General features: G+C 63.0%; 24 protein-coding genes and 3 pseudogenes. 10 read left to right on the forward strand and 17 right to left on the reverse strand.

Annotation, left to right across the window (positions count from 1 at the left end):
• Window positions 1–7: 7 nt before the first annotated feature.
• The 4 genes and pseudogenes from Y708_RS31470 to Y708_RS0104045 all read right to left on the reverse strand — a co-directional run bounded on the left by Y708_RS31470 (window position 8) and on the right by Y708_RS0104045 (window position 2,855).
• A complete protein-coding gene (locus Y708_RS31470; RefSeq protein ID WP_343212948.1) occupies window positions 8–709 on the reverse strand; it encodes a glycoside hydrolase family 127 protein in 702 nt (233 codons plus the stop codon).
• Window positions 710–843: 134 nt separating this feature from the next.
• Window positions 844–1,551: pseudogene (locus Y708_RS30795) on the reverse strand (beta-L-arabinofuranosidase domain-containing protein); the annotation flags it as partial.
• Complete coding sequence (locus Y708_RS30800; RefSeq protein WP_253905678.1) at window positions 1,508–1,936, reverse strand: hypothetical protein; 429 nt, start codon at window positions 1,934–1,936, stop codon at window positions 1,508–1,510. The pseudogene Y708_RS30795 and the gene Y708_RS30800, both read right to left, overlap by 44 nt.
• A gap of 73 nt (window positions 1,937–2,009) precedes the next feature.
• On the reverse strand, window positions 2,010–2,855 hold the full coding sequence (locus Y708_RS0104045) for an HpcH/HpaI aldolase/citrate lyase family protein (protein ID WP_028278938.1): 846 nt from the start codon (window positions 2,853–2,855) through the stop codon (window positions 2,010–2,012).
• A gap of 212 nt (window positions 2,856–3,067) precedes the next feature.
• Between Y708_RS0104045 and Y708_RS0104050 the strand changes: the two genes are divergently transcribed.
• Window positions 3,068–3,538, forward strand: coding sequence for a peroxiredoxin (locus Y708_RS0104050; protein WP_028278939.1), 471 nt, complete (start codon window positions 3,068–3,070; stop codon window positions 3,536–3,538).
• Window positions 3,539–3,624: 86 nt separating this feature from the next.
• On the opposite strand, the gene allB is transcribed toward Y708_RS0104050, so the two are convergent.
• The 6 genes from allB to Y708_RS22725 form a co-directional block, all read right to left on the reverse strand.
• Window positions 3,625–4,968: an allantoinase AllB gene (gene allB, locus Y708_RS0104055; RefSeq protein WP_028278940.1), complete on the reverse strand. Its 1,344-nt coding sequence runs from the start codon at window positions 4,966–4,968 to the stop codon at window positions 3,625–3,627.
• Window positions 4,968–6,125 carry a glycerate kinase gene (locus tag Y708_RS22720; RefSeq protein WP_035775222.1) on the reverse strand — a complete coding sequence of 386 codons (1,158 nt, stop codon included), beginning with the start codon at window positions 6,123–6,125 and terminating at the stop codon, window positions 4,968–4,970. Before Y708_RS22720 ends, allB begins: the two co-directional genes overlap by 1 nt.
• A gap of 7 nt (window positions 6,126–6,132) precedes the next feature.
• The gene (gene gcl / locus Y708_RS0104065; protein ID WP_028278941.1) at window positions 6,133–7,911 is read right to left on the reverse strand and encodes a glyoxylate carboligase; all 1,779 of its coding nucleotides are present in this window, start codon (window positions 7,909–7,911) and stop codon (window positions 6,133–6,135) included.
• A 23-nt stretch (window positions 7,912–7,934) separates the two neighbouring features.
• On the reverse strand, window positions 7,935–8,810 hold the full coding sequence (locus tag Y708_RS0104070; RefSeq protein WP_028278942.1) for a 2-hydroxy-3-oxopropionate reductase: 876 nt from the start codon (window positions 8,808–8,810) through the stop codon (window positions 7,935–7,937).
• A gap of 100 nt (window positions 8,811–8,910) precedes the next feature.
• Entirely contained in the window at window positions 8,911–9,699 is a 789-nt protein-coding gene (locus tag Y708_RS0104075; protein ID WP_028278943.1) for a hydroxypyruvate isomerase family protein, read from the reverse strand.
• 291 nt (window positions 9,700–9,990) lie between these two features.
• Window positions 9,991–10,680 (reverse strand): hypothetical protein, encoded by a 690-nt coding sequence (locus Y708_RS22725; RefSeq protein WP_155853676.1) that lies wholly within the window; start codon window positions 10,678–10,680, stop codon window positions 9,991–9,993.
• A gap of 409 nt (window positions 10,681–11,089) precedes the next feature.
• Between Y708_RS22725 and Y708_RS0104085 the strand changes: the two genes are divergently transcribed.
• The 3 genes from Y708_RS0104085 to Y708_RS30320 all read left to right on the forward strand — a co-directional run bounded on the left by Y708_RS0104085 (window position 11,090) and on the right by Y708_RS30320 (window position 12,137).
• Window positions 11,090–11,344, forward strand: a complete 255-nt coding sequence (locus Y708_RS0104085) for a type II toxin-antitoxin system Phd/YefM family antitoxin (RefSeq protein WP_028278944.1) — start codon at window positions 11,090–11,092, stop codon at window positions 11,342–11,344.
• On the forward strand, window positions 11,341–11,772 hold the full coding sequence (locus tag Y708_RS0104090; protein WP_028278945.1) for a type II toxin-antitoxin system VapC family toxin: 432 nt from the start codon (window positions 11,341–11,343) through the stop codon (window positions 11,770–11,772). Before Y708_RS0104085 ends, Y708_RS0104090 begins: the two co-directional genes overlap by 4 nt.
• A 146-nt stretch (window positions 11,773–11,918) precedes the next feature.
• Window positions 11,919–12,137 carry a hypothetical protein gene (locus Y708_RS30320; protein ID WP_028278946.1) on the forward strand — a complete coding sequence of 73 codons (219 nt, stop codon included), beginning with the start codon at window positions 11,919–11,921 and terminating at the stop codon, window positions 12,135–12,137.
• A gap of 93 nt (window positions 12,138–12,230) precedes the next feature.
• Here Y708_RS30320 and xylA read toward each other — a convergent pair whose 3' ends face one another.
• Window positions 12,231–13,421: a xylose isomerase gene (xylA, locus tag Y708_RS0104100; RefSeq protein ID WP_028278947.1), complete on the reverse strand. Its 1,191-nt coding sequence runs from the start codon at window positions 13,419–13,421 to the stop codon at window positions 12,231–12,233.
• Window positions 13,422–13,579: 158 nt separating this feature from the next.
• Here xylA and Y708_RS0104105 point away from each other — a divergent pair, with 158 nt between their 5' ends.
• A complete protein-coding gene (locus Y708_RS0104105; protein WP_028278948.1) occupies window positions 13,580–14,764 on the forward strand; it encodes an ROK family protein in 1,185 nt (394 codons plus the stop codon).
• A 24-nt stretch (window positions 14,765–14,788) separates the two neighbouring features.
• On the opposite strand, the gene Y708_RS22730 is transcribed toward Y708_RS0104105, so the two are convergent.
• Window positions 14,789–15,226, reverse strand: a complete 438-nt coding sequence (locus Y708_RS22730; protein ID WP_216699725.1) for a helix-turn-helix domain-containing protein — start codon at window positions 15,224–15,226, stop codon at window positions 14,789–14,791.
• Between the two features lie 238 nt (window positions 15,227–15,464).
• Between Y708_RS22730 and Y708_RS0104120 the strand changes: the two genes are divergently transcribed.
• From Y708_RS0104120 to Y708_RS0104135, 4 genes and pseudogenes are all read left to right on the forward strand, one after another.
• A complete protein-coding gene (locus tag Y708_RS0104120) occupies window positions 15,465–16,451 on the forward strand; it encodes an acetylxylan esterase (RefSeq protein ID WP_028278949.1) in 987 nt (328 codons plus the stop codon).
• Between the two features lie 45 nt (window positions 16,452–16,496).
• Window positions 16,497–17,621 (forward strand): annotated as a pseudogene (locus tag Y708_RS0104125) (IS4 family transposase); the annotation flags it as partial.
• 400 nt (window positions 17,622–18,021) lie between these two features.
• Window positions 18,022–18,558 (forward strand): hypothetical protein, encoded by a 537-nt coding sequence (locus Y708_RS0104130; protein ID WP_028278951.1) that lies wholly within the window; start codon window positions 18,022–18,024, stop codon window positions 18,556–18,558.
• A 2-nt stretch (window positions 18,559–18,560) separates the two neighbouring features.
• On the forward strand, window positions 18,561–19,130 hold the full coding sequence (locus Y708_RS0104135) for a hypothetical protein (RefSeq protein ID WP_028278952.1): 570 nt from the start codon (window positions 18,561–18,563) through the stop codon (window positions 19,128–19,130).
• 21 nt (window positions 19,131–19,151) lie between these two features.
• On the opposite strand, the gene Y708_RS0104140 is transcribed toward Y708_RS0104135, so the two are convergent.
• The 5 genes and pseudogenes from Y708_RS0104140 to Y708_RS0104160 form a co-directional block, all read right to left on the reverse strand.
• Window positions 19,152–20,288 carry a Gfo/Idh/MocA family protein gene (locus tag Y708_RS0104140; protein ID WP_275451099.1) on the reverse strand — a complete coding sequence of 379 codons (1,137 nt, stop codon included), beginning with the start codon at window positions 20,286–20,288 and terminating at the stop codon, window positions 19,152–19,154.
• On the reverse strand, window positions 20,285–21,061 hold the full coding sequence (locus tag Y708_RS0104145) for a ThuA domain-containing protein (RefSeq protein ID WP_028278954.1): 777 nt from the start codon (window positions 21,059–21,061) through the stop codon (window positions 20,285–20,287). The genes Y708_RS0104140 and Y708_RS0104145 overlap by 4 nt, the downstream gene beginning before the upstream one ends.
• Window positions 21,062–21,089: 28 nt before the next feature.
• Window positions 21,090–21,842, reverse strand: coding sequence for a carbohydrate ABC transporter permease (locus tag Y708_RS0104150; RefSeq protein ID WP_081746468.1), 753 nt, complete (start codon window positions 21,840–21,842; stop codon window positions 21,090–21,092).
• Between the two features lie 121 nt (window positions 21,843–21,963).
• Window positions 21,964–22,890, reverse strand: a pseudogene (locus Y708_RS22735) (sugar ABC transporter permease).
• Between the two features lie 101 nt (window positions 22,891–22,991).
• Window positions 22,992–24,218, reverse strand: a complete 1,227-nt coding sequence (locus Y708_RS0104160; protein ID WP_028278956.1) for a sugar ABC transporter substrate-binding protein — start codon at window positions 24,216–24,218, stop codon at window positions 22,992–22,994.
• Between the two features lie 200 nt (window positions 24,219–24,418).
• On the opposite strand from Y708_RS0104160, the gene Y708_RS22740 reads away from it, so the two are divergent.
• Window positions 24,419–25,109, forward strand: a 691-nt coding sequence (locus Y708_RS22740; protein WP_253905681.1) for a LacI family DNA-binding transcriptional regulator, incomplete at its 3' end; no start/stop codon positions are given.

The raw sequence follows: 25,109 nt of genomic DNA on the forward strand, positions 1-25,109 counted from the left end.
CGCGCAGTCAGGTCGACGTCGATGACCGGCATGGCAACCAGACCCTCATGGCGCCGGGGGCGCGGTTGCCCCAGTCCGCAAAAGGTATCGCCGTCACCGTGAGGGCAGCGGACGACGACGGCGGCTCGGCAGTAAATCTCCGGTACAGCTCTGTTTCGGGTTGGCTTGAGTAGCACTCGATCTCCAGCAGCACCCGTGAATCGGCGGCAGCCCCGGGTTGCACACGCGGCGCAACACTCGCATCAACCACCAGGTCATCGACGGCCGCACCGGGAGGTAGGTCGACCTGCTCGATGCAATAGAGGACGGGTCCGTGTTCCAACGCGAGGCATCCCCGGACCGCGTCCACGCTGGGGTGGGCGCTGGTCCAGCGTGGCGTCAAATCCAGTCGCAGGCTCCACCGCGCATTGTCCTCGAGTGGTACGCGGAGGTAGCCATCGGCGTCCCGTTGCGCGCCGTAGTCGTTCCCGTCGCGCGTGAGAACCGTTGTTTCGGACCATCCGGGGATGCGCAGCGCAAGTTGGGTGCCGGGCACCACCCTGCCGCGAACGGCGAGCTCGATGGTGCCATCGGCAGGATAGTCGGTGCGGACCTCAAGCACACCGTCGCCCAGATGCGCAGGAAGATCGATGTCAGCGTCGGCGCACTGGTGGAGCTGGAGCTCAGATTCAGTTGATGACGCCACATAGGCGGAGAGCTGTGCCACCACTCGGGCGATGTTCGGCGGGCAGCACGCACACGCGTACCAGGGTGTGCGCTCCCGGGCGCGTTCTCCTCGGAGTAGCGGTCCGGGCGCAACTGGAGTGGATTCGAATAAAAGAAGCGGGTGCCGGTCGCATCCACCGAAGCAGCAAGCGCGTTGTGGATCTCGCGTTCAATGACATCTGCATATACGGCGCCGCCAGACGCGAGCTGCATGCGCCAAGTCCACTGCAGGTCGGCGATCGTGGCGCAGGTCTCGGCATACGCGCGGTCCGACGGCAGCTCATAGTCATCGCCAAATGCCTCATCGCGGTGCCGTGAGCCGAACGCACCCGAGATGTACATTTTGCGCTCATGCGCGCTGGACCACTGGGCCCTCATAGCGTTAAGCAGCGCGTCTTCACCGGTCTCCAGATAGACGTCCGTAACCCCGGCATTGAGATAGAACTGCCGGACGGCGTGGCCCACTGCGGAGGTTGCCTCCCTGACGGGCGCATGATCCTGGAAGTAGCGGGCGCCAAAGCTACCGGCCTTCAGCAGTCCCTTTCCGCGCAGGTCGATCATCCGCTGGGCAAGCTGCAGATGGCGTTGTTCGCCGGTGTGCCGGTACAACTCGACAAGGGCGGTCTCGATTTCAGGATGGCCGCAGATGCCCTCCTCGCCGGCGGAGCCGAACCGGCGTTCCACCAGATCCACGAAGCGGCGGGCAAGCTTCAGCAGGTCATCCCGGCCGGCTGCACGGTCCAACGCCACGGCGGCCTGCACCATGTGCCCCAGCACGTACAGCTCGTGCGTCCATTCCAGCTCAGCGAACTTCTTGTCCGGATGTACGCCCTGGGTCCAGGTCATGACGTATCCCGTGTTGTCCTGGACCCTTACCAATCAGGTCAATAACCTCGTCCAGCCAGTTGTCAAAACGGGTGGTGCCCGAGCGTGCAATCTCCCAGGCCACGGCCTCGATCGTTTTGTAGAGATCCGAATCGGCGAAGACGAAGCCACGGTGCGGTGCACCGGATTCGCCGATGATTCGGCGGAAGTTATCCAGCACACCGGACACCTCGAGCTGCTCCATGCAGTGTGGGATGGTTGCTTCCGCGTTACGATTTTGCCACTCGCCCAACCGACCCTCGCTGCGCAGACGCACGCTCCTCACATCCAGCGGACGGCTGGTGGAGTAGGCCGCTTTAGGCCAGGCAGGGGTAGCGGGTCCAGAGAGCGGGATGGGTTCTTTCAACACAGGCTCCTTTCGCTCGAACGTGGAAACGATCCCGCGCCTGCGCGCCGCCGTCGTCGTCGTTCCTCCTGCTTTAGGCGTTCCAGAGGCCGTAGGAGTCAGCAAGCGAGGAGATCTTCTGAGCACGGGCAAGCCGGGGCAGGTACGAGCCGTCTCCCACCACTGCACCGGAGGCATGCGCCTCCAACAGCTCATGGGCCCACTGGATCTCAGACAGGCTCGGCGAAAGCCCAATGTTGATGGTGTCCGTGGCGTCCGGCAGCAGGCACAGTTTGCCCGTCATGCCCATCGACGCGGTGACCTTGCACGCTTCGAGAAGTTCGTCGCCCAACGCCCCGACGGTGGGGCCATCAATCGGGCCCGGCAATTGCCCCACCCTCGACGCGACCACCAGTTTGGAGCGGGCATAGGCCAATGCCATCGGAGCATCGGAGGCGCCGGTGTCACGGCGGAAATCACCCACGCCGAACGCCAGACGGAAGGTGCCCGGCGCACTGGCGATCGCCGTCGCATTTTCAATTCCGAGCGCCGACTCGATCAGCGCCAACACCGGGGTTCCGGCCTGAAGCCGCATTGCGGTGTGTGTGACCTGCTCGGGTTTCTCGGTCATAGCGAGCATGACGCCGCGCAGCCCGGGTGCTTTGGAGAGAGCGGCCAGGTCATCGGCCCAGTAGTCGGTTTCGATGCCGTTGACGCGGACCCAGGCCGTCATGCCATTGGAGAGTGCTTCGACCACGCGCTCGCGGGCCTCCTGCTTGCCCTCGGCGGGAACGGCGTCCTCCATATCGAACACCACGGAGTCTGCCTCGGATGTCAGCGCAGGCACAAAGTTGGCTTCCGACGCAGCAGAGGCCAGCAGCCAGGAGCGGGAAAGTTTCGCGGGGAGCGCGGCTGCGCGGCTGTTTCTCAGGGTGGCCATAAGTAGAACCTTACTGAACGGCCGTCGTCGTTATCCACCGCGTGACCGGGCGCATCCGTGAACACTACGAACTAAACCCCTCACGCAAGACGCGTTTCCGGCCGAACAGCGCCGATTGTGCGCGGTAATGTGGTTTGACCGGCACCATGTCCGAACTTAGACTTTTCATAATGCAATATTTAGATTCCGTTATATGAAAATGGAGCACGATTGTGACTGAGAAATTGACCCCCGGAGATACCCCCACGGCCTTCAATCTCCCCGATGCTTACGGCCAGCCCGTCAGCCTGGCGGAGTTCCGTGGCCGCAATGCCGTGATCTACTTCTACCCCAAGGCAGAGACTCCGGGGTGCACCACCGAGGCCTGCGACTTCCGCGACAATCTGGCGTCGCTGCAGGGTGCCGGCTACAGCGTCATCGGGATTTCCCCCGATACCCCGGAAGAGCTTGCATCCTTTAGCAGCAATCATGGACTGGCTTACCCGTTGCTCTCCGACGCCGACAATGCGATTGCAACTGCGTGGGGCGCCTACGGGGAGAAGCAGGTCAACGGCTCCACGGTTACGGGCGTCATCCGCTCGACGGTGGTGGTGGATCCAGCCGGGAAGGTTCAACTGGCTGAGTACGGCGTAAATGCCAAGGGCCATGTCGCGCGGCTCCGCGAGGAACTCGGCGTCGCGTAACCCTCTTGCATCGACTCTCCCCAAATGGACGTTCTAAGCACGTTTTCTGCTCTGAGAAGGTCCGTTTGGGGAGAGTCGATGTGTAGTTACGCGGCGCCGCGGCGGATCAGGCGGCCCGTCGGCTTTTCCAGGTCCAGCACCTCACCGCGCAGGTAGGTTGAACGCACCACGCCGGAGAGCGCCTTGCCGGCGTACGGCGAGATCGGGTTCTTGTGGTGAAGCTTGGCGACGTCCACCACAAAGGTGTCGTCGGCGGCGAAAATCGAGAAGTCGGCGTCGTACCCAAGCGCCAGCTGCCCTTTGCGCTGCAGGCGAGCCAGTGCGGCCGGCCGCGCGGACATCCACTCCACAACCTGCTCCAGCGGAATGTCACGCTTCCTGGCCTCGGACCAAATCAGGGATAATCCAAGTTGCAGTGAGGAGACACCGCCCCACGCCACCCCAAAGTCGCCGTTCTCCAGGTCCTTCAGGTCCAGGGTCGACGGCGAATGGTCCGACACGATGCAGTCGATGATCCCATCCTGCAGCCCCTGCCACAGCAGTTCCCGGTTGGATGCCTCACGGATGGGCGGGCAGCACTTGAACGCCGTCGCGCCGTTGGGGATCTCCTCCGACAGCAGCGTCAAGTAATGCGGACAGGTCTCCACGGTGAGGTGAACCCCGTCGCGCTTGGCTGACGCGATCATCGGCAACGCGTCCGACGACGACAAGTGCAGTATGTGCGCACGCGTACCCGTCCAGCGTGCCCGTTCAATGACCTCGGCGATCGCCACGTTCTCGGCGCCGCGGGGCCGGGAGGCAAGGAACCGTGAGTACTGGTCTCCCTCCGCCGACGGCGCACGGTCAATGGACCGGGAATCCTCAGCATGGACGATCATCAGCGAGTCGAAGGTCTTCAGCTCCGCCATGTCGTCCTCCATCTCATCGGCTTCGAGATGCGGGAACTCATCCACGCCCGAGTGCAGCAGGAAACACTTGAACCCGAACACGCCTTCATCGTGCAACGGCCTAAGATCGGCCTTGTTCCCCGGGATGGCGCCGCCCCAGAACCCCACATCCACAAATGCCTGCGTTTCAGCAGCCGCACGCTTCTGCGCCAGCGCATCCACGTTGACCGTCGGCGGAATGCTGTTCAGCGGCATATCGATGATCGTAGTCACTCCCCCGGCTGCGGCCGCCTTCGTCGCTGAGGCAAAGCCCTCCCACTCGGTGCGTCCCGGCTCATTGACGTGCACATGGGAATCCACCAGCCCAGGAATCAATGTCTCATCCGGCGCCAGCTCAATGATCTGTGCACCGTCCAGCCCATTGCCGAGCGGCTCCATTGCCACGATGACGCCGTCGCGGACGCCGATTTCGCGCGAAGCGATTCCCGCCGTCGTCATGATCCGCTCGCCGCGGATTACCAGGTCAAATGTCTGCTCACTCATTACTTTCCTCCACTCAATCCAACGCTCAGACCCACTCCAATGTGGGCGGCGATCTGTTGTCCAACCTGTCCCAGCAGCACGCCTGCATTGGCGATGCACTTGTCCACGTCCGGCTCCAGGTCCGTCAGTGCGTAGGTTATTTCGAAGCCGGCGGCCGCCAGCTGAGCCGCGCTCAGCACTGTCCGCCCGCACACCACAATCACCGGCACACCGGCGGCTGCCGCGGCCTGCGCCACCCCCAGCGGCGTCTTGCCGCCAAGGCTTTGTTCGTCGAGACTGCCCTCACCGGTGATCACCATGTCGGCGCCGCGCAGCTTCTCAGCTAGGCCGGTCAGTTCAAGCACGACGTCGATACCCGGGCGCCGCTGCGCGTTCAGCACCGCGAGGGCTGCGTATCCAACACCACCGGCAGCGCCGGATCCAGGAGCCGAAGCCATCGACTCGGCCCGTGGTCCGGTCTCCTTGGCCAAAACCCCCACAAACCGGGCAAGCGCAGTATCCAGTTCCGCGACGTCGTCGGGCGTTGCCCCCTTCTGCGGCCCGAAGACCGCAGCGGCGCCGCTGGCACCCAGAAGAGGATTGTCGACGTCGGACGCGAGCGTAAAGGAAGCCGTCGCCAGCCGCGGATCCAGTCCCGAGAGATCAATCCAGGCGAGCTGGGCAAGAGCTGCACCACCGTGCGGAAGCTCCCTGCCGTTGTCGTCAAGCAATGCCGCACCCAATCCGGCAAGCATGCCCGCGCCGCCGTCGGTATTGGCGCTGCCCCCAACCCCGAGCATAATGTCGGTGCACCCGCGGTCCAGTGCAAACCGGATGAGCTGGCCCGTGCCCAGGCTCGTGGCATCGCGGGCGGCCGGCCGGCCACCTGGAAGAACCGCCAGCCCCGAGGCGAGCGCCATCTCAATGACAGCCTGCGATCCGCGGATTGCGATCGGTGCCTCAAGCTGATCACCGGTGGGCCCGGCAACCGAGGTGACGTGGATGGCGAATCCGGCGGCGACGGCGGCATCGAGGGTTCCCTCGCCGCCGTCGGCCACCGGCGCCTTGTCAATGGTCAGCCCGCCGTTGATGCTCAACAGACCGGTTTCCAGATGAGCAGCAACTTCCGGTGCGGAGAGCGAACCCTTGAACTTGTCGGGTGCTATGACAATGCGCATGAACTTATTAGACCAGCAGAGAGATCGCGGTGGGGGCGTCGTCGGCTGATTCGGCCAGGTCTTCGAACTCGTTGATCGCGTCGATGCCGGCTGCACCCATCGAGATGTTGGTAACCCGCTCCAGGATCACTTCAACCACCACAGGAACCCGGTATTCCTGCATGAGGGCGCGGGCCTTCTCGAAGGCGTCCTGCAGGTCATCGGCCTCGCGGACGCGGATGGCCTTGCAGCCCAGCCCTTCGGCAACCTTGATGTGGTCCACGCCGTAGCCGTCCAGCTCTGGTGCGTTCACGTTCTCGAAGGCCAGCGACACGTGGTAATCCATCTCGAACCCGCGCTGCGCCTGACGGATCAGGCCCAGGTACGAGTTGTTCACCACCACATGGATGTACGGCAGCTGGAACTGCGCGCCCACGGCGAGCTCTTCAATCATGAACTGGAAATCATAGTCACCGGAGAGTGCGACGACGGTCGAAGTAGGATCCGCCTGAACGGCGCCCAGGGCTGCGGGCAGGGTCCAGCCCAACGGCCCGGCCTGACCGCAGTTGATCCAGTTGCGCGGCTCGTACACGTGCAGGAACTGTGCGCCGGCAATCTGCGACAGGCCAATGGTGGACACGTAGCGGGTGTCCCGGCCAAAGGCCCGATTCATCTCCTGGTACACACGCTGCGGCTTCACCGGAACGTGGTCAAAGTTGGTCTTGCGCTGCATGGTGGACTTCCGCTGCGCGCAGTCCTTCACCCAGGCATTCCAGTCCGGCAGGCCCTGGGTTTGCTGGCGTTCACGCGCAATCTCAACCAGCCCGCTCAGGGCTACACCGGCGTCGGACACTATCCCGAAGTCCGGCGCGAACACACGGCCAATCTGGGTGGGCTCAATGTCGATATGGATGAACTTGCGGCCCTTGGTGTACACATCCAGGGCGCCGGTGTGGCGGTTAGCCCAGCGGTTGCCGATGCCAATGACGACGTCGGATTCCAGCATGGTCGCGTTGCCGTAGCGGTGCGAGGTCTGCAATCCAACCATCCCGGCCATCAGCTCGTGGTCATCCGGGATGGATCCCCAGCCCATCAGTGTGGGAATCACGGGGATGTTCAGCAGTTCAGCCAGCTCAACCAACTGATCGGACGCGTTCGCGTTGATGATGCCGCCGCCGGCGATGATTACAGGACGCTCGGCTGCGATGAGCATGTCCAGCGCCTTTTCCAACTGCCTGCGCGTGGCCGCCGGCTTGTGGACCTGCAGCGGCTCATAGGTATCGGGATCGAACTCGATCATGGTCTGCTGCACGTCAATCGGCAGGTCGATGAGCACGGGCCCGGGGCGTCCGGTGCGCATTTCGTGGAACGCTTTCTGGAACGTGCCTGGCACCTGGCCGGCTTCCATCACGGTGACGGCCATCTTGGTGACGGGCGCGGCGATCGAGGCGATGTCCACCGCCTGGAAGTCTTCCTTGTGCAGCTTGGCCACGGGAGCCTGGCCGGTGATGCAGAGGATGGGGATCGAATCCGCCCAGGCTGAGTAGAGCCCGGTGATCATGTCCGTGCCGGCGGGGCCGGACGTACCGATACAGATACCGATGTTGCCCTCCTTGGCCCGGGTGAACCCCTCGGCCATGTGAGAGGCACCCTCAACGTGGCGGGCCAGAATGTGGTGGATGCCGCCGTGGGTCCGCATCGCGGAGTAAAAGGGATTGATGGCTGCTCCGGGCAGGCCGAACGCCGTGGTGGCGCCCTCCTTCTCCAGGATGGCAACGGCTGCGTCAACAGCGCGCATTTTAGGCATGATGTTTTCCTTTGAAAGTCTGTTTATTTGCCGGACAGCTGGTTGATCAGCTTGAAGAGGCCGGAGTGGTCCAGTCCGCCATCACCCGTGTTGACGAGTGAGGCAACCAACTGCGCGACGACGGCACCCAGTGGGGTGGCGACGCCAGCTTCGCGTGCGGCTGAGGTGACAATGCCGAGGTCTTTGTGGTGGAGAGCTAGTCGGAAGCCGGGGTCGAAGTTGCGGTCGAGCATCTTCTGACCCTTCTGGTCGAGCACCTTGGAGCCGGCGAGTCCGCCGCCAAGGACCTTGAGGGCGGCGTCGGTGTCCACGCCGTAGGCCTCAAGGAAGACGATTGCTTCGGACAGGACGCCGATGTTGACGGCGACAATCAGCTGGTTGGCGGCCTTGACGGTCTGGCCAGAGCCGGAAGGGCCCACGAGGACAACTGTTTTGCCCACGACGTTGAGAATTTCCTCGGCTGCTTCGAAGTCTTCCTTTGTTCCGCCGACCATGATCGAGAGGACGCCGTCGATCGCGCCCTGCTCGCCGCCGGATACGGGTGCGTCGAGCGGCCTGATGCCCGCTTCAAGCGCCTGAGTGGCGAGCTCCGCGGCCACGTCCGGGCGGATGCTGCTGGCGTCGATCCACAAAGTACCCTTTTTCGCGTGGGCGAAAACGCCGTCGTCCCCGCGCACCACACCCTCAACGTCCGGCGAGTCGGGCACCATGGTGATGACGACGTCGGCATCCTTGACTGCGTCGGCGATGCTGGCGGCTGCTTTACCGCCTTCCGCAGCGAGCTTGTCCATTTTGTCTTTGCTGCGGTTGAAGCCGGTGACGGCGTGGCCGGCCTTGACCAGGTTGATAGCCATGGGCAGGCCCATGATCCCGAGTCCGATGACTGCAACGTTTGTCATTGTGCTGTTCCTTAGGTTAATTTGTCATCGAGTGAGCAGAAATAACCGTTTTCCATCAGAAAAGGCGTCATTTCTGCACACTCGATGGGGTGAGTGGTGCTTAGCGGCCAGCTGGCTGGCGGATGGCCCAGGCGAATGCTTCCTCGCGAGCGGTCTTGTATTCGAGGCCAACTGGACCGTCGTAGCCGAGTTCGCGGCTGCGGGCGATCCAGTCACCGAGGGGCAACTCGCCGCTGCCGGGGGCTCCGCGGCCTGGTGCGTCGGCGATCTGGATGTGGCCAAAGTCCTTGGCATGGTTCTCGATAACGCTTGGGACGTCGTCGCCGTTGACCGCCAGGTGATAGAAATCCGCGAGCAGCTTGATGTTGCTTTTCCCTGTTTTCTGGATGACGTTCAGCGCATCCTGGGCTGTCTTCAATGGATACTTTTCCGCGCCGCTGACGGGTTCCAGAAGGACAGTTCCTTGTATTGGAGCAACGGCTTCCGCGGCGAGAACCAGGTTTTCGACGGCGACGGCGTCCTGGTCCGCTGCGCTGACGCCTTCAATCCGGTTGCCGTACAGCGCGTTGAAGGCCTTGCAGCCCAGGCGTTCCCCGATGCCGGCTACCACGGGGATGTTGGCCCGGAACTCATCGCTGCGTTCCGGCCAGGACACCAAACCGCGGTCCCCGCCGGGCATGTCGCCGGCGTTGAAGTTGAGACCGGTGAGCTGGACACCGGCGTCGGTGATGGCTTTCTCGAACTCGGCGATCTCAGCTTCCGTCGGCGTTGAGGTGGCGAAGGGCCACCAAAACTCGACGGCGTCAAAGCCCGCCTTCTTCGCTGCGGCCGGGCGTTCCAACAGGGGCAGTTCGGTGAGGAGTATGGAGCAGTTCACGGTGTACGTCATTGTGGTTCTCGGCTTCCGTTTATGATTCCGTATTGTGGAAGTAAGTTTCTGTCTAATGAAATAGTAGGGGAAGGGTGTGGTGGCCGTCAACCGTCCTCGGCACAGAAAATGCCCGGAGGTTCAGGTTCGCCGGTTCGAAACGTCGGGCCTGCAACTCCGGGCAGTTTCTGGGGAGTGCTACGCAGCCCGTCAGGCAGCAAGCCGGCCATCGGCCCTGCGCAGCGCAGCGAGGATGCGTCCCTTGAGACCCGCCTCGTCGAAGAGGTCCTTCCATTCGATGCGGATAAACGTCTAGCCTTCCTCCGTCAGGGCCTTTTTACGCCTCCGCTCCTGAAAGAGCACCTCGTCGGTTGGCGCGTAATAGAAGTACTTGGTTCTCCCGTCAAACTCGAGCGCTACCCGGGGAACCGTCAAGATGCGCGCGTGGATTTCTTCTTTCTGTTCCGGCCAGGCGAAATCCAGGCGGTGTGCGCCATGCCGGGTGGACACTGCCCACTGCTGCACGGGCATAGGCAGACGCATTGACCGTATGACATTGAGCGCAAGAGTTTCTCCCGGCGACTCGGAAAGTGCGCTCGCGTTCGCAACGACCTTCCGGGCACGATGAACACCCTTGTGCCCGGTCAGGCTGCTGATGATTTTCAGCATGACCGACCTGTCTGCTCCGGTCCACAACGCATGCTCAGCAATGACCAGCGCTTGCTTGTGCGGCATGATTCTGGCGCAATCCACCACAGTCCTTTCCACGCTCGTGACCCGAAGCCCGGCTTTGCGGATCACCTCGAAAGGCTGCAAGAGCGCGCTGTAATTCCGCACATGCCCTGCGTTGCTGGAGTCGGAAACGTTCGACACGGAGGTGATGTGAACGAGGGAGTCAACCTCCCACAGATGGAGCTTGTGCACACGGGCCGCCGAAGTGTGGCTGTAGGTCCTGTCCCACACCCCGCGGGCCGCCGTCGAGTGCCTGTGTGCGTACAGCATATGTGGCGCTTTAGCCTCTGCGGAGAGCTTGTTCCAATACTTGCTATGGAAATAGCATCCCCTGCGCAGCCGAATGAGCTGTCCCGACCTGACCAGCGACTGGATGTTTCTGTCGGTGAGTCCGCGGTCTTTTAAAGTGGCTGTGAGCCACAGGATCTTACGATCCGTGAGCCAGGCAGGCGAGGTCATCACTCAAGTGTGTGGCGCCGTCGTGCGTTGTAGTGGGAAAGATGCGCTATGTGGATAACCCGCCCGGAAGAGGATGGAACAGACACTGCCGCGGAGCGCAGACTCGACGTTCCGAAACACCAGCCCTGCGTGTCAGGGCAGTTTTCTGTACAGGGGGCCAGCCGGACCATGTAGTCAGGGTACAATTAGAGATGCAATGTAGCCACAAATTGGAGCTGTTGTGAGCATAGGAATCAGGGAACTGAAGGACCACCTCAGTCGGCACATTGCCGAGGCGAGAGATGGAAAGTCGATCACCATCACTGAACACGGCAAGCCCGTAGCCCGGCTAGTGCCTCTTGAGGGCGAAGGGACACTGGACAAGCTGATCGCTGAAGGCGCCGTCACACCGTCAAGCAAACCAAAGCGGAAGGCCGGGGAGCCGTTGGATGTTGGAGCCTCGATCAGCGACCTCATATCCACACAACGAGGATGATCGTCTACTGGGACTCGTCAGCATTTGTCCCGCTTTTGGTCAAGGAACCCGGGTCGGCCGCAAGTCGAAGACTCTGGGATGTTTCAGATACCCCCGTGTCGACCAGACTCCTGTTCGTTGAGACCGCAGCAGCACTGCATCAAGCGCACCGGCTTCAGCGAATTACATCCGATCAGCTGCGTTCCGTACTTGTTGAGCTGGAATCATACTGGGACAGCTTTGCCGTTATCGCCCTCGATGACTCGCTCATGCGGCACGCGTCGGACCTTGCTGGAATGCACTCACTGAGAGGCTACGACGCCGTCCACTGCGCGGCCGGCCTGTCGGTGGGCGGTGACCCGAACGCCGTGGCAGCCTCCGACGACACCAAGCTGCTGTCCGCTTGGCAGTCCTCCGGCGTGAAGACCTTCACAACGCGGCCGGCATAGAGATGCCGTCCGCGCCGCCAGTTACGGCTGCATAAATTCCGAGACCGTGACCGGCCCTCAAGCACCAGCCGGACAGCCCCGGAAAGTGCCCCAGGCAAGCTGCCCGTCAGAGCGGACCCCGCTGGCACATCCGCACCTTCACCGCGATGGAGGCCGCAGTCTATGTGCGGCCGGGCGCAGTGCTTCCATGGGGCACGGTCTCTGATCGGCCTGAGTACAACTGGGCCTCGGAGATGAACTTCAATGCCTTCGCCGCAGAGGAGGGCCAACGCAGCATTGTGCGGGTTCCCTCACCCGACGGCAGCGTTAAGGCGTTTGAGGTGACCGTTCGCGGCGGCGAGGCGCACGCCGTCGTCGTCTCCTGATCCGCGCTTTCACACAAACTGCCCTTGATTGCAGGCCCGCCGTTTTAAACAGCAGGCCTGCAATCAAGGGCAGTTTCCAGGCGAGCCAGACCGCTAGCCGCGGGCGCCCAGCAGGTGCTCCATAGCCAGCTGGTTCAGCCGGACAAAAGCGAATGAACGCTCACCCGCGGCATTGGCGTCGAAGTCCTCGAACGCAGAAGTGTCCGCCAGCAGATCCGCGGTTGTCTCACCTGCAGCCAACGTGGGCTCGCCGAGTTCGATGACGCCGGACACCTTGAGTGCCTCCTGCACCTCTGCATCGGCCCGGAAGGCGAGCGCGCGTTCCTTGAGCAGCAGGTACATGGACATGTTCGCCTTGGCCGATTCCCACACTCCGTCATACCCGTCGGTGCGTGAGGGCTTGTAGTCGAAGTGGCGGGGGCCGTCATACTTTGGGCCACCGTTGGGAAATCCGTTCTCCAGCAGGTCCACCGTAAAGAACGCGCTGGTCAGATCCCCGTGACCAAACACGAGGTCCTGGTCATACTTGATGGACTTCTGTCCGTTGAGGTCAATGTGGAAGAGCTTTCCTGCCCACAGTGCCTGCGCAATCCCGTGGTTGAAGTTGAGTCCGGCCATCTGCTCGTGACCGGTTTCAGGGTTGACGCCAACAATGTCTCCGTGCTCAAGCTCGGCGATGAAGGCAAGTGCATGGCCCACGGTCGGAAGGAAGATGTCTCCGCGCGGCTCGTTGGGCTTGGGCTCCAATGCCAGGCGAAGGCCGTAACCCTTGTCCTTGATGTAGGCGGCTGCTGTGTCCACGCCCTCCTTCATCCGGTCCAGCGCCGCGGCGAAATCCTTGGAGCCGTCATACTCAGCACCTTCGCGCCCGCCCCACATGACAAAGGTCTCGGCACCGAGCTCGGCGGCAAGATCGATGTTGGCCAGCACTTTCCGCAGCGCGTACCGCCGGATAGAGCGGTCATTGCTGGTGAAGCCGCCGTCTTTGAAGACCGGGTGGCTGAACAGGTTGGTGGTGACCATGGGTACTTTCAACCCGGTGGCATCCAGTGCTTTCCCGAAGTCGGTCAGGATGGTTTTGCGCTCCTGCGCGCTGGCATCGAAGGGAATCAGGTCATTGTCGTGAAACGTGATGCCGTAGGCGCCGATCCCGCTGAGCTGATGCACTGCTTCTACCGGGTCGAGCGGTGACCTGGTGGCCACGCCAAAGGGATCGTTTCCGGTCCAGCCTACGGTCCAGAGACCAAACGTGAAGCGGTCGGACGCTGTGGGTGTGAGTGTCATGGTGTGCTCCGCACTGAGTCAAAAATAATATGTTTGCGTCAACAACATATAGCGATAAACCCACGAGAGTCAATCCCCTGAAGTCAGGAAATGCAGGGAAATGGTATGTTGTTTCTGAAAACTTATACACCGATCCGACGAGCCCAGAGGGGGTCCGCATGAACCGTCCGGACCGGGCAAGCGGATCGGAAAGCCTCCGCAGGAGCAATCTCTCCACGCTCCTGACAGCCCTACACAGGACCGGTCCGCAGACCAGAGCCCACCTCACCAGGCTGACCGGACTGACCCGGTCCACCATCGGCGCCCTCGTCGCGGAACTCACTGCACTGGACCTTGCCTACGAAACCGAAGCTCCCGAGGCCGGACGGGTGGGACGGCCCAGCCCCCTGGTCCACGCGAACGAGCAGGTGACCGCCATTGCGGTGAACCCCGACGTCGACGCGGTCACAGTGGCTTTGGTGGGACTGGGCGGCCAAGTGAAGCGGAAGGTGCGCTACGACGCTGTGAATGTTCCCTCCGTGGCGGAAGCGGTAAACATCACCAAGGCGATTGTCGAGGGAATGCAGACGGAGGCCAACCGCCCAAGCCTGATTGCCGGCGTCGGGCTTGCCATCCCAGGCCTGGTGCGCACCCTGGATGGCCACGTCCTGACTGCCCCACACCTGAAGTGGAGTGATGAGCCGGTGGCATCCCGCTTCGCCAAAGCGCTGGGGATGGACGTCAAAGCCGCCAATGATGCCTCACTCGGGTCTTTGGCCGAGAGTACCTACGGGGCTGCAAGCGATGCCTTCCATGCGATCTACCTGAACGGAAGCGCGAGCGGAATTGGTGGGGGCGTGGTTGCGGCAGGGCTTCCGCTGCGCGGGGCATCCGGATATGCCGGCGAGCTTGGTCACGTGCTGGTCAACAGTGTGGGCTCGCCCTGCTACTGCGGGCGCACCGGCTGCCTCGAAACCGAAGTCAGCCTGGAGCGGTTGCAGGAAGCATTGGATGTGGGACGTGCCAGTCCCGACGAGCTCGAGCGGGCTTTATCGGGGAACTTATCTCTTGCAGCGCGCAAGGAGGTGGAGCGGCAACTCGATTTCCTCGCGGTGGCGGCCAGTGACCTCATCAACGTTTTCAACCCGGAAGTGATAGTTCTGGGCGGCTTCCTCGGTCTGCTGTTTGACGCTGCGCCGGAGCGGCTGCTGGGCGCCGTGCGGGAGCAACCTATCGGAGGGTTGGGCCGGGAGGTCCGGATCGAGCGTGCTGCCCTCGGGGCGGATCTGGTCCTCATCGGAGCCGCAGAGCTGGCGTTCGCCGACCTGCTGGCCAATCCTCACCGCATCGCCCTTCCCGGGTGAAGATCTACCGAGGAAAATTCGAGCTTAGCCGGGTACCCGGTCCGCAAGAGAGCGGGCCCGTATCAGCAGAACCGCAGACGGAGTGACCTTGCCGTTCAAGTAGGTAGACAGGCGTGACGGTGAACTTCCCAGCCGCCGGGCAAACTCTGAGCGCTTCAACCCGCTGGCAGCGAAATATCGGCGCAGCTCTGCAGCCACCGCATCCTTTTCCGCTTGTTCGGATCGCCCGACAGCCTCACCGGCGAGGCGGCTGAACAGGTTCGCAATTGCATTGTCCTCCAGTGCTTCGACTACTTCGGCAAGCTCCGCCGCGACCTTACCCCGCGGATCACCATCCAGGGCGCGGGAGACGCGTCGCCAATGCTCGATGTTTCCACGCTCGAGGGCGGTAAGCAGGCCTTCGAAACCCCATTGCTCTACCGGCGCCTCCGGGGACATGTCCAGGTTCCTGAACTTCAGCACCAATTGCTACTCCTCTCCCCGAACCATACGGACGGCGAGATCCTGGCAGACCTGTACGGTCTTGGACCAGTCCTGCCACTTCGCGGTCAGCACAAATTGAATCGTCTCAATAATCAACTCGGGCTCAGCCGGACCTCTTGAGAGGATTCCTCGGGCTAGCGTTTGTGTAATAGTGTGATCTGGAATGCTTTCCTCTCGCGGGCCTCAGGTGGGTTACAACGATGCAAAGGATGTGCCCATGCCGCAGTTCGATCTACCGCTGACCTCCCTCGAACGTTACCTTCCGGAGCGAGTAGAGCCAGCGGACTTCGACTCCTTCTGGAAGAGGACGCTCTCCGAGGCTGCGTCCTTCGAGTTGGATGCCCGCTTCGATGAGATAACCGCCGGGTACACCGAACTGGTCACGGAGGATGTCACTTTTGCGGGCTACGGCGGCCACCCCATCAAAGCCTGGATGCTCCGTCCCCGCTCTGCCACCGGGCCGCTTCCCACAGTGGTCACCTACATCGGTTACGGCGGCGGCCGCAGCCTGCTCGGTGAGTGGACCGCCCTCCCGAGCGCCGGCGTCGCGCACTTTGTCATGGATCTCCGCGGCCAGGGTGCCGGCCACCGCAGCGGGGACACCCCGGATCCGGGCGTGGGTGGGCCGCACTTTGGCGGACACCTGACCCTCGGCATCGATTCCCCCGAGACGTATTACTACCGACGGTTATTCACCGACGCCGTGCGTGCGGTGCAGACCGCGCAGGCACACCCATTCGTGGACCCCGCCCGGCTGATGCTCTCCGGCGGCAGCCAGGGCGGCGGTATTGCCCTTGCCGCTGCCGCACTCAGTCCCACCGTCCTTGACCAGCCGCCCCTGGCCGCAATCATCGATGTGCCGTTCCTGTCCCATGTCCGGCGGGCGACGGAAATAGTCAACACCGCCCCGTATGCGGAACTGGTGCGTTACCTTGGTGTCCAACGCGGCCGTGAAGACGAGACATTCCGGACGTTGGGCTACTTCGACGGCACCAACTTCGCGCCGCGCTGTACCATGCCGGCGCTGTTCTCAGTGGGACTGCTCGACGACGTGTGCCCGCCGTCCTGCGTCTACGCCGCATACAACCACTATGCCGGCCCCAAGGAAATGAACGTCTTTCCCTACAACGGGCATGAAAACGGCGGGGCGGCCCAGCAAGCGGAGCATCTCCGCTTCATGCGCCAGGTTTTTGGACAGGCTTAGCGCTTCTTCGGGACAGGCTTAGCCTCAATACCGTTCAGTTAGGGTGCGGGCGTCGTCGATGAGGTGATCGCTGCGGCTGGGCGCACGGAGGTTCGGAATCGGGCGTTGCCGGCTGGGGTGATGGCGTACTTCTCGATCGGGATGGCATTGCATTCCGAGGGCTCGTATGAGGACGTTTTCGAACAGCTGACGGACGGGTTGTCGTGGTCTTCGGGATGGGCGGAAGAGTGGTCTCCGCCGTCGAAGTCGGCGATTTTCCAGGCCAGGGCCCGGCTCGGGTTCGAGCCCGTGCGGGACCTGTTTCAGCGGGTGGTCCGGCCCTTGGCCGGGCCGGACACGCCGGGGTCCTGGTTGGCAGGCAGGCGTCTGGTCGCGGTCGACGGGACGGTCCTGGATTTGGCCGACACGCCGGCGAATGAGGAGTTCTTTGGCCGGCCGGGCTCGAGCCGTGGTGAGAAGTCCGCGTTCCCGCAGGCCCGCGTGGTCGCGTTGGCGGAGTGCGGCACTCACGCGGTCCTGGATGCTGAGGCCGGCCCCAGCCGAACGTCCGAGGTTCAGATGGCCCGGGATCTGGTCGTTCGCCTGAAGCCGGGGATGCTCGTGCTCAACGACCGCGGCTTCTACGGGTTCCACCTCTGGAAGCAGGCCGCAGGCACCGGCGCGGACCTGCTCTGGAGGGTGAAGTCGAATCTCCGGCCGAAGTACCTGGAGACCCTCAAGGACGGCTCCTGGCTGGCGCGGATCGTGCCAACGTCCGGGCCGAACCGCCAGAGCACCGAGCCCCTGCTTGTGCGGGTGATCGATTACACGATCGATGACGGCCGTGGCAACCCGGAGCAGTACCGGCTGCTGACGACGATCCTCGATCCGGACGTCGCCAGCGCCGTCGACCTCGCGGCCGTTTATGGCGAACGGTGGGAGATCGAGAACACTTTTGACGAGCTGAAAACCCACCAGCGCGGGCCCCGGGCCGTGCTGCGGTCCAAATCCCCCGACCTCGTCCAGCAGGAGATCTGGGGACATCTCTGCTGCCATTACGCGATCCGCACCCTGATGGCCGACACGGCCGCCCATGCCGGCCGCGACCCGGACCGGGTTTCCTTCATCGCGGCCCTCCGCATCGCCCGCCGATCAACCGCGCAGGGCGCTTTTTCCCCCTCAACACCCTGACCGGGCAGAGACTGCCTGGCGTCAAGCGATCCGCAGGCTGGCCAATCGTCTCAATCCCGCCCGCCGAAAGCGGTCAAACCCGCGCGTGGTCAAACGCAAGGTCCTCAAATGGGCGGCGAAACGCGCGCACCACACCAATTGGCCGCAACCGCGACACGACCCACACATCCAAATTCAAACACTTAACTGAACGGTATTGAACTTAGGGTCACACCGTCAGCACCGTGGGATGCGGTCGAGGCTCTAACAAACCGTTCATACCAGAACAGTTAGTGGCTTCGCAGGATGCGTCGATGTTCCTGTCTCTGCAGCCGCCGGTTTCCCAGCCTCCGTCTCTCGAAATTGTCGGAGGCAGCGGGTAGAACTGATCTCGAGGGCACCAACCGGCGAAAGAGCAGCTGTGGACAATTACACCGAGTTCATCCAGCGGCTCGACGCGGCCTCCAGTAAACTCGAACGTCGGCGCCAGGCCCTGAATAACAGTCTCGAGCTCGTGAACTGGCTGTATCAGAAGCATCACACCGGTCTCCGCGAATGGGAACAGCGCAGGAACCGGCTTGACGGATTGCTCGCAGGCCACACCGGAACAGCAGGGTCCTACAAGTCACTCAGCGACCTGCAGGACATCGCACGGAACATGGAATCGATGTTCCGAAAGCGCACCGAACGAATCGGCGAACGACTGGCCGTAGTCCGACATCGCTACGACGAGATCGACCGATCCCAGCGCGATCTCGACCGAAGCAAACTCAAGCTCGAATCATCGCGCAGGCTCAGCGCCGACAGGGAAAATCTCCGCAAGGCCATGACCGACCTCGCCGGCACCCCGGACGCTTCCCTCGGCGAAGCCAGTGACCCGGATCTGCGCAGCGAACTCAATGACGCTCGCGAGGCGATCGCTCTCGCGGAAGCGCTCCTCGAAGTAAAGGGAGACTGACCATGCACTCAAGCCAACCGGAACAGAAGCTCCTCGTATCCTTCACCTCCGAACAGTGGAACGGTCGCCCCGCCAAAGGCGGGTGCAGCATGCTCATCGGAGGCGTCATTGCCGGCTACATCCTGGCCGTGATTCTCATGATTTTCATTCCGCCGCTGCGAGGCGGCGTGCCCGCGACCGTGTTCGCCATCATCATCGGCGTCCTGATCACTTGGGCCGGCGTTGGCGGGGAAGCGTCGAAGCAAAAGGCCTTCTTCCGCGACCTGCTCGACTCGCTCAACGGCACCATTCTCGGCGTCACCGGAAACTCCAGTGACCAGTTGACCGCGTCCAGCCTGCGCGCACTGATCGAAGGCGGACGAACACGCCCGCTGCTCGTCAACGGCGTCCCGGGGCTGGAACTGCGCGCGCAGCGAACGAAAACGGCTGCACCCAGGAAAACCGTTCAGGTGAAGGGAAAACCGGCGCAGCACCAACCGGAACCGATCGTGACCACCAGAATCTTCATCGTGATGACACCGCCGGATCTTGGCATTTCGAGCTTCGATCGTCTTCTCGAAGCCGGAGGGTAGCCGTCGACTCCCGATGAGTACCTACACCGATTGCACCGGCACCGACGTCTGCTCCCCGACCCTCGCACGCCCGGACCCCCAGGACCCCAGCGCGGCCCGCACATCGGCACGCCGCTCCGACGTCACAGCAACACGGTACGCATCCTCAACAACGTCATCGATCAGCACCCGCTGACCCGACGAAGCCGACTGCACTGCCGCCTCCACCATCGCCAGGCTCAACACATTCGAGTGCACCTCCCCCGACGGGACATCACCGGACCGCAACGCCGAAACAAACTCGGCAAGAGCCCCCCCGATCTCCTCCTCATGCGACACGGGCGCAGCAGAAGAAACGCCAGACGAAAGTTCCGCAGCAGGCACCCCCGCACCATCCCAGGCCGCCGACCCGCCCGCACCGTTCACCCGCCACGACCCGTTCCACGACGTCTCCAACCCATCAGCACACCAGCTGCCCGTATACACATACCGGGCACCGCCGCTCAGCTGGAACACCGCGGTGGCGGCAGCAGCGCCGTCGTACCAACTCCAGGACGGATTGAATTCCTCGCAATACACCGACACCGGATCCTGATCCAGCAGAAACCGGACCGCATCAAACTGGTGGATCGCCATATCCACCAGCAGCACATGCGCCATCTCCTCCCGGAATCCACCAAAATGCGGCGCCTTGAAGAACTCTGTCGTCACCACACCGATGTCGCCCAACTCAGCAGTCAGCGCCTTCAGCTGCGTCAGCCCGTGAAAGTACCTCCGCGACTGGCTGATCATCAGCAACTGCCCACTCACCTCCGCCGCAGCAGCCAGCGACAACCCCTCCGCCACGGTGGGCGCCACCGGCTTCTCACACAACACCGGCAACCCGGCGAACATCGCCTCAACATTCACCGGATGATGCGCCGCCGGCACCGTCACATTAACGACGGCGTGCGCACCGGTCGCCGCCGCCACCTCCGACACAGAGGTGCCCAGCGCGACGGACAGACCGAACTCCTCCACCGCAGCCCGAGCGGCACCCAGGTTCAGGTCAACGATGCCGACCAGTTCGACGTCGTCGTTCGCCTGCAGCGTCCGGATCCACGCCTTGCCCATGCCCCCGGCACCCACCTGCACCACCCGCAGCGGCCCGGCAGTCTCAACAGTCTTGAAAGAGATCAATTGCTCATCGCTCCCTGGTAACCGTGACCGGTGTAGAAGTCCTCGGCCTCGTAGCGCAACAGCACCGGATCGGTGCGCTCCGGCCGCAGTGTCTTCGCCCACTCCACCCCGTTGGCGATCACCCGGCGCACATCCTTGTGGTGGTAGACCGGGTATTCCTGGTCCCCCGGACTGAAGAAGAAGATCTTTCCGAACCCGCGCTTGAACGTGCAGCCACTGCGGAACACCTCACCGCCGCTGAACGTGCTGAGGAACACCAGCGCATCCGGCGCCGGAATGTCGAAGAACTCCCCGTACATCTCCTGCTCCGGGATGATGAACGGGTGCGGCACGCCCTGCGCAATCGGGTGGCTCGGGTTCACCGTCCACACAATCTCCCGGTCCCGCTCGGACCGCCACCGCAGCGTGCACGAGGTGCCCATCAGCTTCCCGAAAATCTTGGACCAATGGCCCGAGTGCAGCACCAGCAGCCCCATCCCCGCCAGCACATGCCGGTGGACGCGCTCAACGACGCTATCCGCCACCTCCCCATGCGCGGCATGGCCCCACCACACCAGCACGTCAGTGTTCCGCAGCACGTCCTCGGTGAGTCCATGTTCGGGCTCGTCGAGGGTGGTGGTGCTTACCTGCACGCGCTGGCCCAGGTTCTCCTCGATCCCCTCGCGGATGGTGTTGTGCATGCCGTCGGGGTAGATCGCGGCAACCTCGGGCTGTTCCTTCTCGTGCCGGTTCTCGCCCCAGACGAGGACCCGCAGCGGTTGGGTGTTGTTCATGGTGTCTTCCTAACTTTCGGGAGAAGCATTATTTGACGGCCCCGCCGGTTGCGCCGGCCGCAATGTATTTCTGGGCCAGGATCAACAGCGCGATCGCCGGCACGGAGGACAGGACAGCGGTCGCCATGACAGCGCTCCAGTTGGACACCTGCGTGCCAAGGTACTGGTAGATGCCCAGCGTCACCGGCCGGATCTCCTCGGTGGTGGTGAGCGTCAGCGCAAACAGGAAGTCGCTCCAGGAAAACAGGAACGCGAACAGGCCCGCGGTGATCAGCGAGTTCCGGCTGATCGGCAGCACAATCGACACGAACGCCCGCACCAGCCCGGCACCGTCCACCCTCGCCGCCTCCACAATCGAGGTGGGAATCCCGATCATGAACGCCCGCATAATGAGGATGACAAACGGAATGGCATGCGTGGAATCGGCGAGGATCAGCCCGGGAATGCTGTTGAGCAGCCCCAAGTCGTTGTACGCCGCGTACAGCGCATTCGCGATCACAATCCCCGGAATCATCTGCGAAATCAGGATCGCCAGCAGCGCGATGTTCACCCAGCGGAACCGGAACTGCGCCAGCGCGTACGCTGCCGGTGCCGCCACTGCGAGACTGAACACTACGGTGCCGAGCGAGACGATCAGGCTGGTCACCAGGTTGGGTCCCTGCTCCGCGATTGCCCGGGCGTACCCGTCGAAACTCGGATTCCACGGGAAGAAACTGGCGGTCAGTGTATTGCCCGAGGGCTGCAGCGACGCATTCACCATCCAGTAGACGGGGAACAGCATCACGGCCAGGAACACAACGCCCAGCGCCGTGTAACCGGCGGAGCGGGTGCGTTGCCTGCCCGCGTTGCGTTGTGCCGGGACGGGTACGACGGCGGTTTCCACAGTAGTCACGGCTGTCCCCTTACTCGTCGACTGCACGCCGGTTGGCGCGGAGGTAGATGACGGCGAACACGAGCGAAATCAGGATCAGGATGTTGCTGAACGCCGCACCCACCCCAAACTCGAAGTTCACAAACGATTCCTGGTAGGACCGGATCGACAGCGTCTGCGTGGCATTCGCCGGCCCGCCATTGGTCAGGCCCAGGATGATGTCCAGCACCTTGATGGTCTAGACGACGCCGAGCACCAGCACCACGCTGATCACCGGCTTCAGGTTGGGCAGAGTAATGTTCCAGAACGCCTTCCAGCCGGTTGCGCCATCCAGCGCCCCCGCCTCATACAGCTCCTCCGGGATGTCCTGCAGACCTCCGTAGAGGATGGTCACGTTGAACGGAATGCCCACCCAGATATTCACCATGACGACGGCGATCAGCGCCACCGCAGGGCTGGTCAGCCACGGCACCGGCTCCACTCCGAAGGTGCCCAGAAACTGGTTCAGGATGCCGGAATCCTGCTCAAGAATTGACCGCCAGGTGGCGCTCGAGACAATCAGCGGCAGCAGCCACGGCAACAGCAGCATCGCGCGCAGGAAGTTGCTCAGCGGGAAGCGCCGCTTGAAGAAGCAAGCGAGCGCCAGCCCGATGATGAACTGCCCGGCGATCGAGCCGATCGTGAACAGCGCGGTGTTGGTCATGGACGGCCAGAACAGGTTGCTGTTCAGCACCGTCTCGTAGTTCGCGAACCCAACCCACGGTGCTTCACCGGTGAAGAAGGTCTTGGTGGTGTACTCCTGCAGGCTCATGGTGATGTTCTTGACCACCGGGTAGCCGAAGAACAGCAGGAGGTAGAGCGCCGCCGGCGCCACGAACAGCAGGCGCGTTACCGCCTCGCGGGAGAACCGTCGTCGTGCGCGGGGCGGGGCCTCGGCGGAGGAGGCTACCGCCGTCATCGTCGGTGCGGTGTCCTTGTGTGCGGTGTCCGTCTGTGCCATTCGAGCTGTCCTTTCCGGCGTCGTTTCAGGAGACACGGTGCGTATGGCTCACGCTTCCGCTATCCCGCCGATGCCTGCTCGAAGGCTTCCTCCGGGGTGGCCTTGCCGGTCAGCGCTAGCTGGATGGCGTTGTAGATGACGGTGGCAGCTTCGGGCCACGCCTCACCCAGCTGGCCGGTGCGCGACCGGGCGTTTGCCACCTGCTCCGTGAAAGACTCCATTTCCGGCACGAGGGTGACGTATTCCTCTGCGAGCACGGTCTTGGTGGGGACCGTGTAGCGGGCTTCGGCGAGCGCCAACTGGTTTTCGTCGTTGCTCATGCACTCGACAAACTCGGCGGCCTTGGCCTGCTTTGCGTCGTCGCCGGTTACCGGAACGGTCCAGACCTCACCGCCCAGCGGGGCGACCGATGTTTGGCCCTCCTCATTGACCGGAATCTGCACCGAGCCCCACTTCACGTCGGGGTTCTCCTGCAGGGCTGGGATCTGCCACGGTCCGTTGACCATCATGGCTGCTTTGCCCGCAACGAACTGGTCCTTCACATCGGCCTGCGACCAGTTGATGACGGCATCGGAGGCGGATCCGCTGCTGACCAGGCCTTGCCAGAGTGCGAGCGCCTCGGCCGTTTCGGGGCTGGTGAGATCGGTTTCGTCACCGCCGTTGGACCACATGAACGGCAGGAACTGCCAGCTGCCCTCGTAGGTGGCGATGCCGGAGAACGCGATGCCGTATTGGTCGCCGCTGGTGAGCTGCTCGGCTGCCGATGTCAGCTCGTCCCAGGTCTGCGGTGGTTCGATGCCGGCTTCCTCGAGCAGGGTGGTGTTGTAGAAGATGCCGAGGGTGTTTGCGGTCGGCGCGAGGCCGTAGACCTCGCCCTCGTAGGTGGCAGCCTCCAGCATGCCCTGCGCAAAACCGGAGGTATCGACGTCGTACTGGCTCAGCGGTGAGAGGCCACCGGTCGCTGCGATCTCCTGTACGTCGGGGTTGTCGAGCATCAGGACGTCGGGCAGGGTCTGTGACGACGCGCGCTGCAGCACCTTCTGGATGAGATCCTTACCCGGTACGGTCTCGCGTTCAACGGTGACTTCCAGCTCGGTGGCGCAGCGGTCGATCGCTTCTTGGATGAGCGTCTGGTCGGGTTCGTTGTTGTAGTAGTCGACCACGGTGAGGGTGTCGACGTCGCCGCTTGAACCCGCGCTGCCGCCGCCCCCGCCGCATGCGGAGAGGGTGAGCGGTGCGATGGCGGCCATGGCGGCGATGGTGGTCAGCCGGCGGGTTGTCTTCATGGAGGGCTCCTTTGCCTTACGGGGGTGTTGGGTTCAAGCTCACGGTAAAACGCTTAACTATCTGGTCTGTGAACGAGTGTGGCCGTTCACAATCCGTCTTGTCAAGGAATAATTTAAACGCTTTACTGGAGGAGGTGACTGGAGCTATGTTCGTGGCTCCAGCGCCTTCCCGACCCCAAAGGATGGTTTCTGTGGCCACCATGCAGGACGTTGCGCGCCACGCCAACGTGTCGATTGCCACGGTGTCCTTCACCATCAACAACACCAAGCCGGTCTCCCCCGCCACGCGGGCCAAGGTCGAGGCAGCGATGCAGGAGCTCGGATTCCGGCGCAACGTAGTCGGGCGTGCACTGGCCAGTAAGCGGACGCGCATTATCGCCCTGCTGTTTCCCGCGTTGCAGCACTCCTTCAGCGGAACGGTGGTGCAGTTTTTCACCAGTGCAGCGGCTGCGGCCAGGGAATTGGGCTACAATCTGGTGCTCTGGCCGCTCAGCAACGACGCCGGGCAGACGACTGAACTCACGTCCAGCGGGCTGGTGGACGGGGTGGTCCTGATGGAGGTCCAGTTCGACGACCCGCGTGTGGAGGAGCTGCTGGTTTCCGGGACACCGTTTGCCCTGATTGGACGCACCCGGGATCCCAGCTCGTTGACGTACGTTGACATCAACTTCGAGGAGACCCTGGCGGCGGCGGTACGGCACCTCACCACTTTGGGACATTCCCGGATCACACTGCTCGATGACGCCGTGGGGAGCCGCGATCTCGAGGGATTCGGTCCGGTCGGGCGATCACGGGACAGTTTCGGCGCCGAGATGCGCAGGCAAGGTCTGGAGCCGACGTCGTTCACGTGCGAGGCGACCCCCGCGGCCGGCAAGGCGGCCGCCACCCGAC

This window comes from Arthrobacter sp. H5 (assembly GCF_000520595.1).
In the GTDB taxonomy this organism is placed as follows: Bacteria; Actinomycetota; Actinomycetes; order Actinomycetales; family Micrococcaceae; genus Arthrobacter_D.

What these genes read in the sequence shown, in the direction of transcription:
- Y708_RS0104105 (WP_028278948.1), top strand. Translation starts at nt 13,580, where the DNA reads ATGAACCGTCCGGACCGGGCAAGCGGATCGGAAAGCCTCCGCAGGAGC.
- Y708_RS0104145 (WP_028278954.1), bottom strand. Translation starts at nt 21,061, where the DNA reads ATGAACAACACCCAACCGCTGCGGGTCCTCGTCTGGGGCGAGAACCGG.
- Y708_RS30320 (WP_028278946.1), top strand. Translation starts at nt 11,919, where the DNA reads ATGGAGGCCGCAGTCTATGTGCGGCCGGGCGCAGTGCTTCCATGGGGC.
- Y708_RS0104120 (WP_028278949.1), top strand. Translation starts at nt 15,465, where the DNA reads ATGCCGCAGTTCGATCTACCGCTGACCTCCCTCGAACGTTACCTTCCG.
- Y708_RS0104090 (WP_028278945.1), top strand. Translation starts at nt 11,341, where the DNA reads ATGATCGTCTACTGGGACTCGTCAGCATTTGTCCCGCTTTTGGTCAAG.
- Y708_RS0104045 (WP_028278938.1), bottom strand. Translation starts at nt 2,855, where the DNA reads ATGGCCACCCTGAGAAACAGCCGCGCAGCCGCGCTCCCCGCGAAACTT.
- allB (WP_028278940.1), bottom strand. Translation starts at nt 4,968, where the DNA reads ATGAGTGAGCAGACATTTGACCTGGTAATCCGCGGCGAGCGGATCATG.
- Y708_RS0104135 (WP_028278952.1), top strand. Translation starts at nt 18,561, where the DNA reads ATGCACTCAAGCCAACCGGAACAGAAGCTCCTCGTATCCTTCACCTCC.
- Y708_RS0104075 (WP_028278943.1), bottom strand. Translation starts at nt 9,699, where the DNA reads ATGACGTACACCGTGAACTGCTCCATACTCCTCACCGAACTGCCCCTG.
- Y708_RS22720 (WP_035775222.1), bottom strand. Translation starts at nt 6,125, where the DNA reads ATGCGCATTGTCATAGCACCCGACAAGTTCAAGGGTTCGCTCTCCGCA.
- gcl (WP_028278941.1), bottom strand. Translation starts at nt 7,911, where the DNA reads ATGCCTAAAATGCGCGCTGTTGACGCAGCCGTTGCCATCCTGGAGAAG.
- Y708_RS22725 (WP_155853676.1), bottom strand. Translation starts at nt 10,680, where the DNA reads ATGCTGTACGCACACAGGCACTCGACGGCGGCCCGCGGGGTGTGGGAC.
- Y708_RS0104150 (WP_081746468.1), bottom strand. Translation starts at nt 21,842, where the DNA reads ATGCTGTTCCCCGTCTACTGGATGGTGAATGCGTCGCTGCAGCCCTCG.
- Y708_RS0104070 (WP_028278942.1), bottom strand. Translation starts at nt 8,810, where the DNA reads ATGACAAACGTTGCAGTCATCGGACTCGGGATCATGGGCCTGCCCATG.
- xylA (WP_028278947.1), bottom strand. Translation starts at nt 13,421, where the DNA reads ATGACACTCACACCCACAGCGTCCGACCGCTTCACGTTTGGTCTCTGG.
- Y708_RS0104160 (WP_028278956.1), bottom strand. Translation starts at nt 24,218, where the DNA reads ATGAAGACAACCCGCCGGCTGACCACCATCGCCGCCATGGCCGCCATC.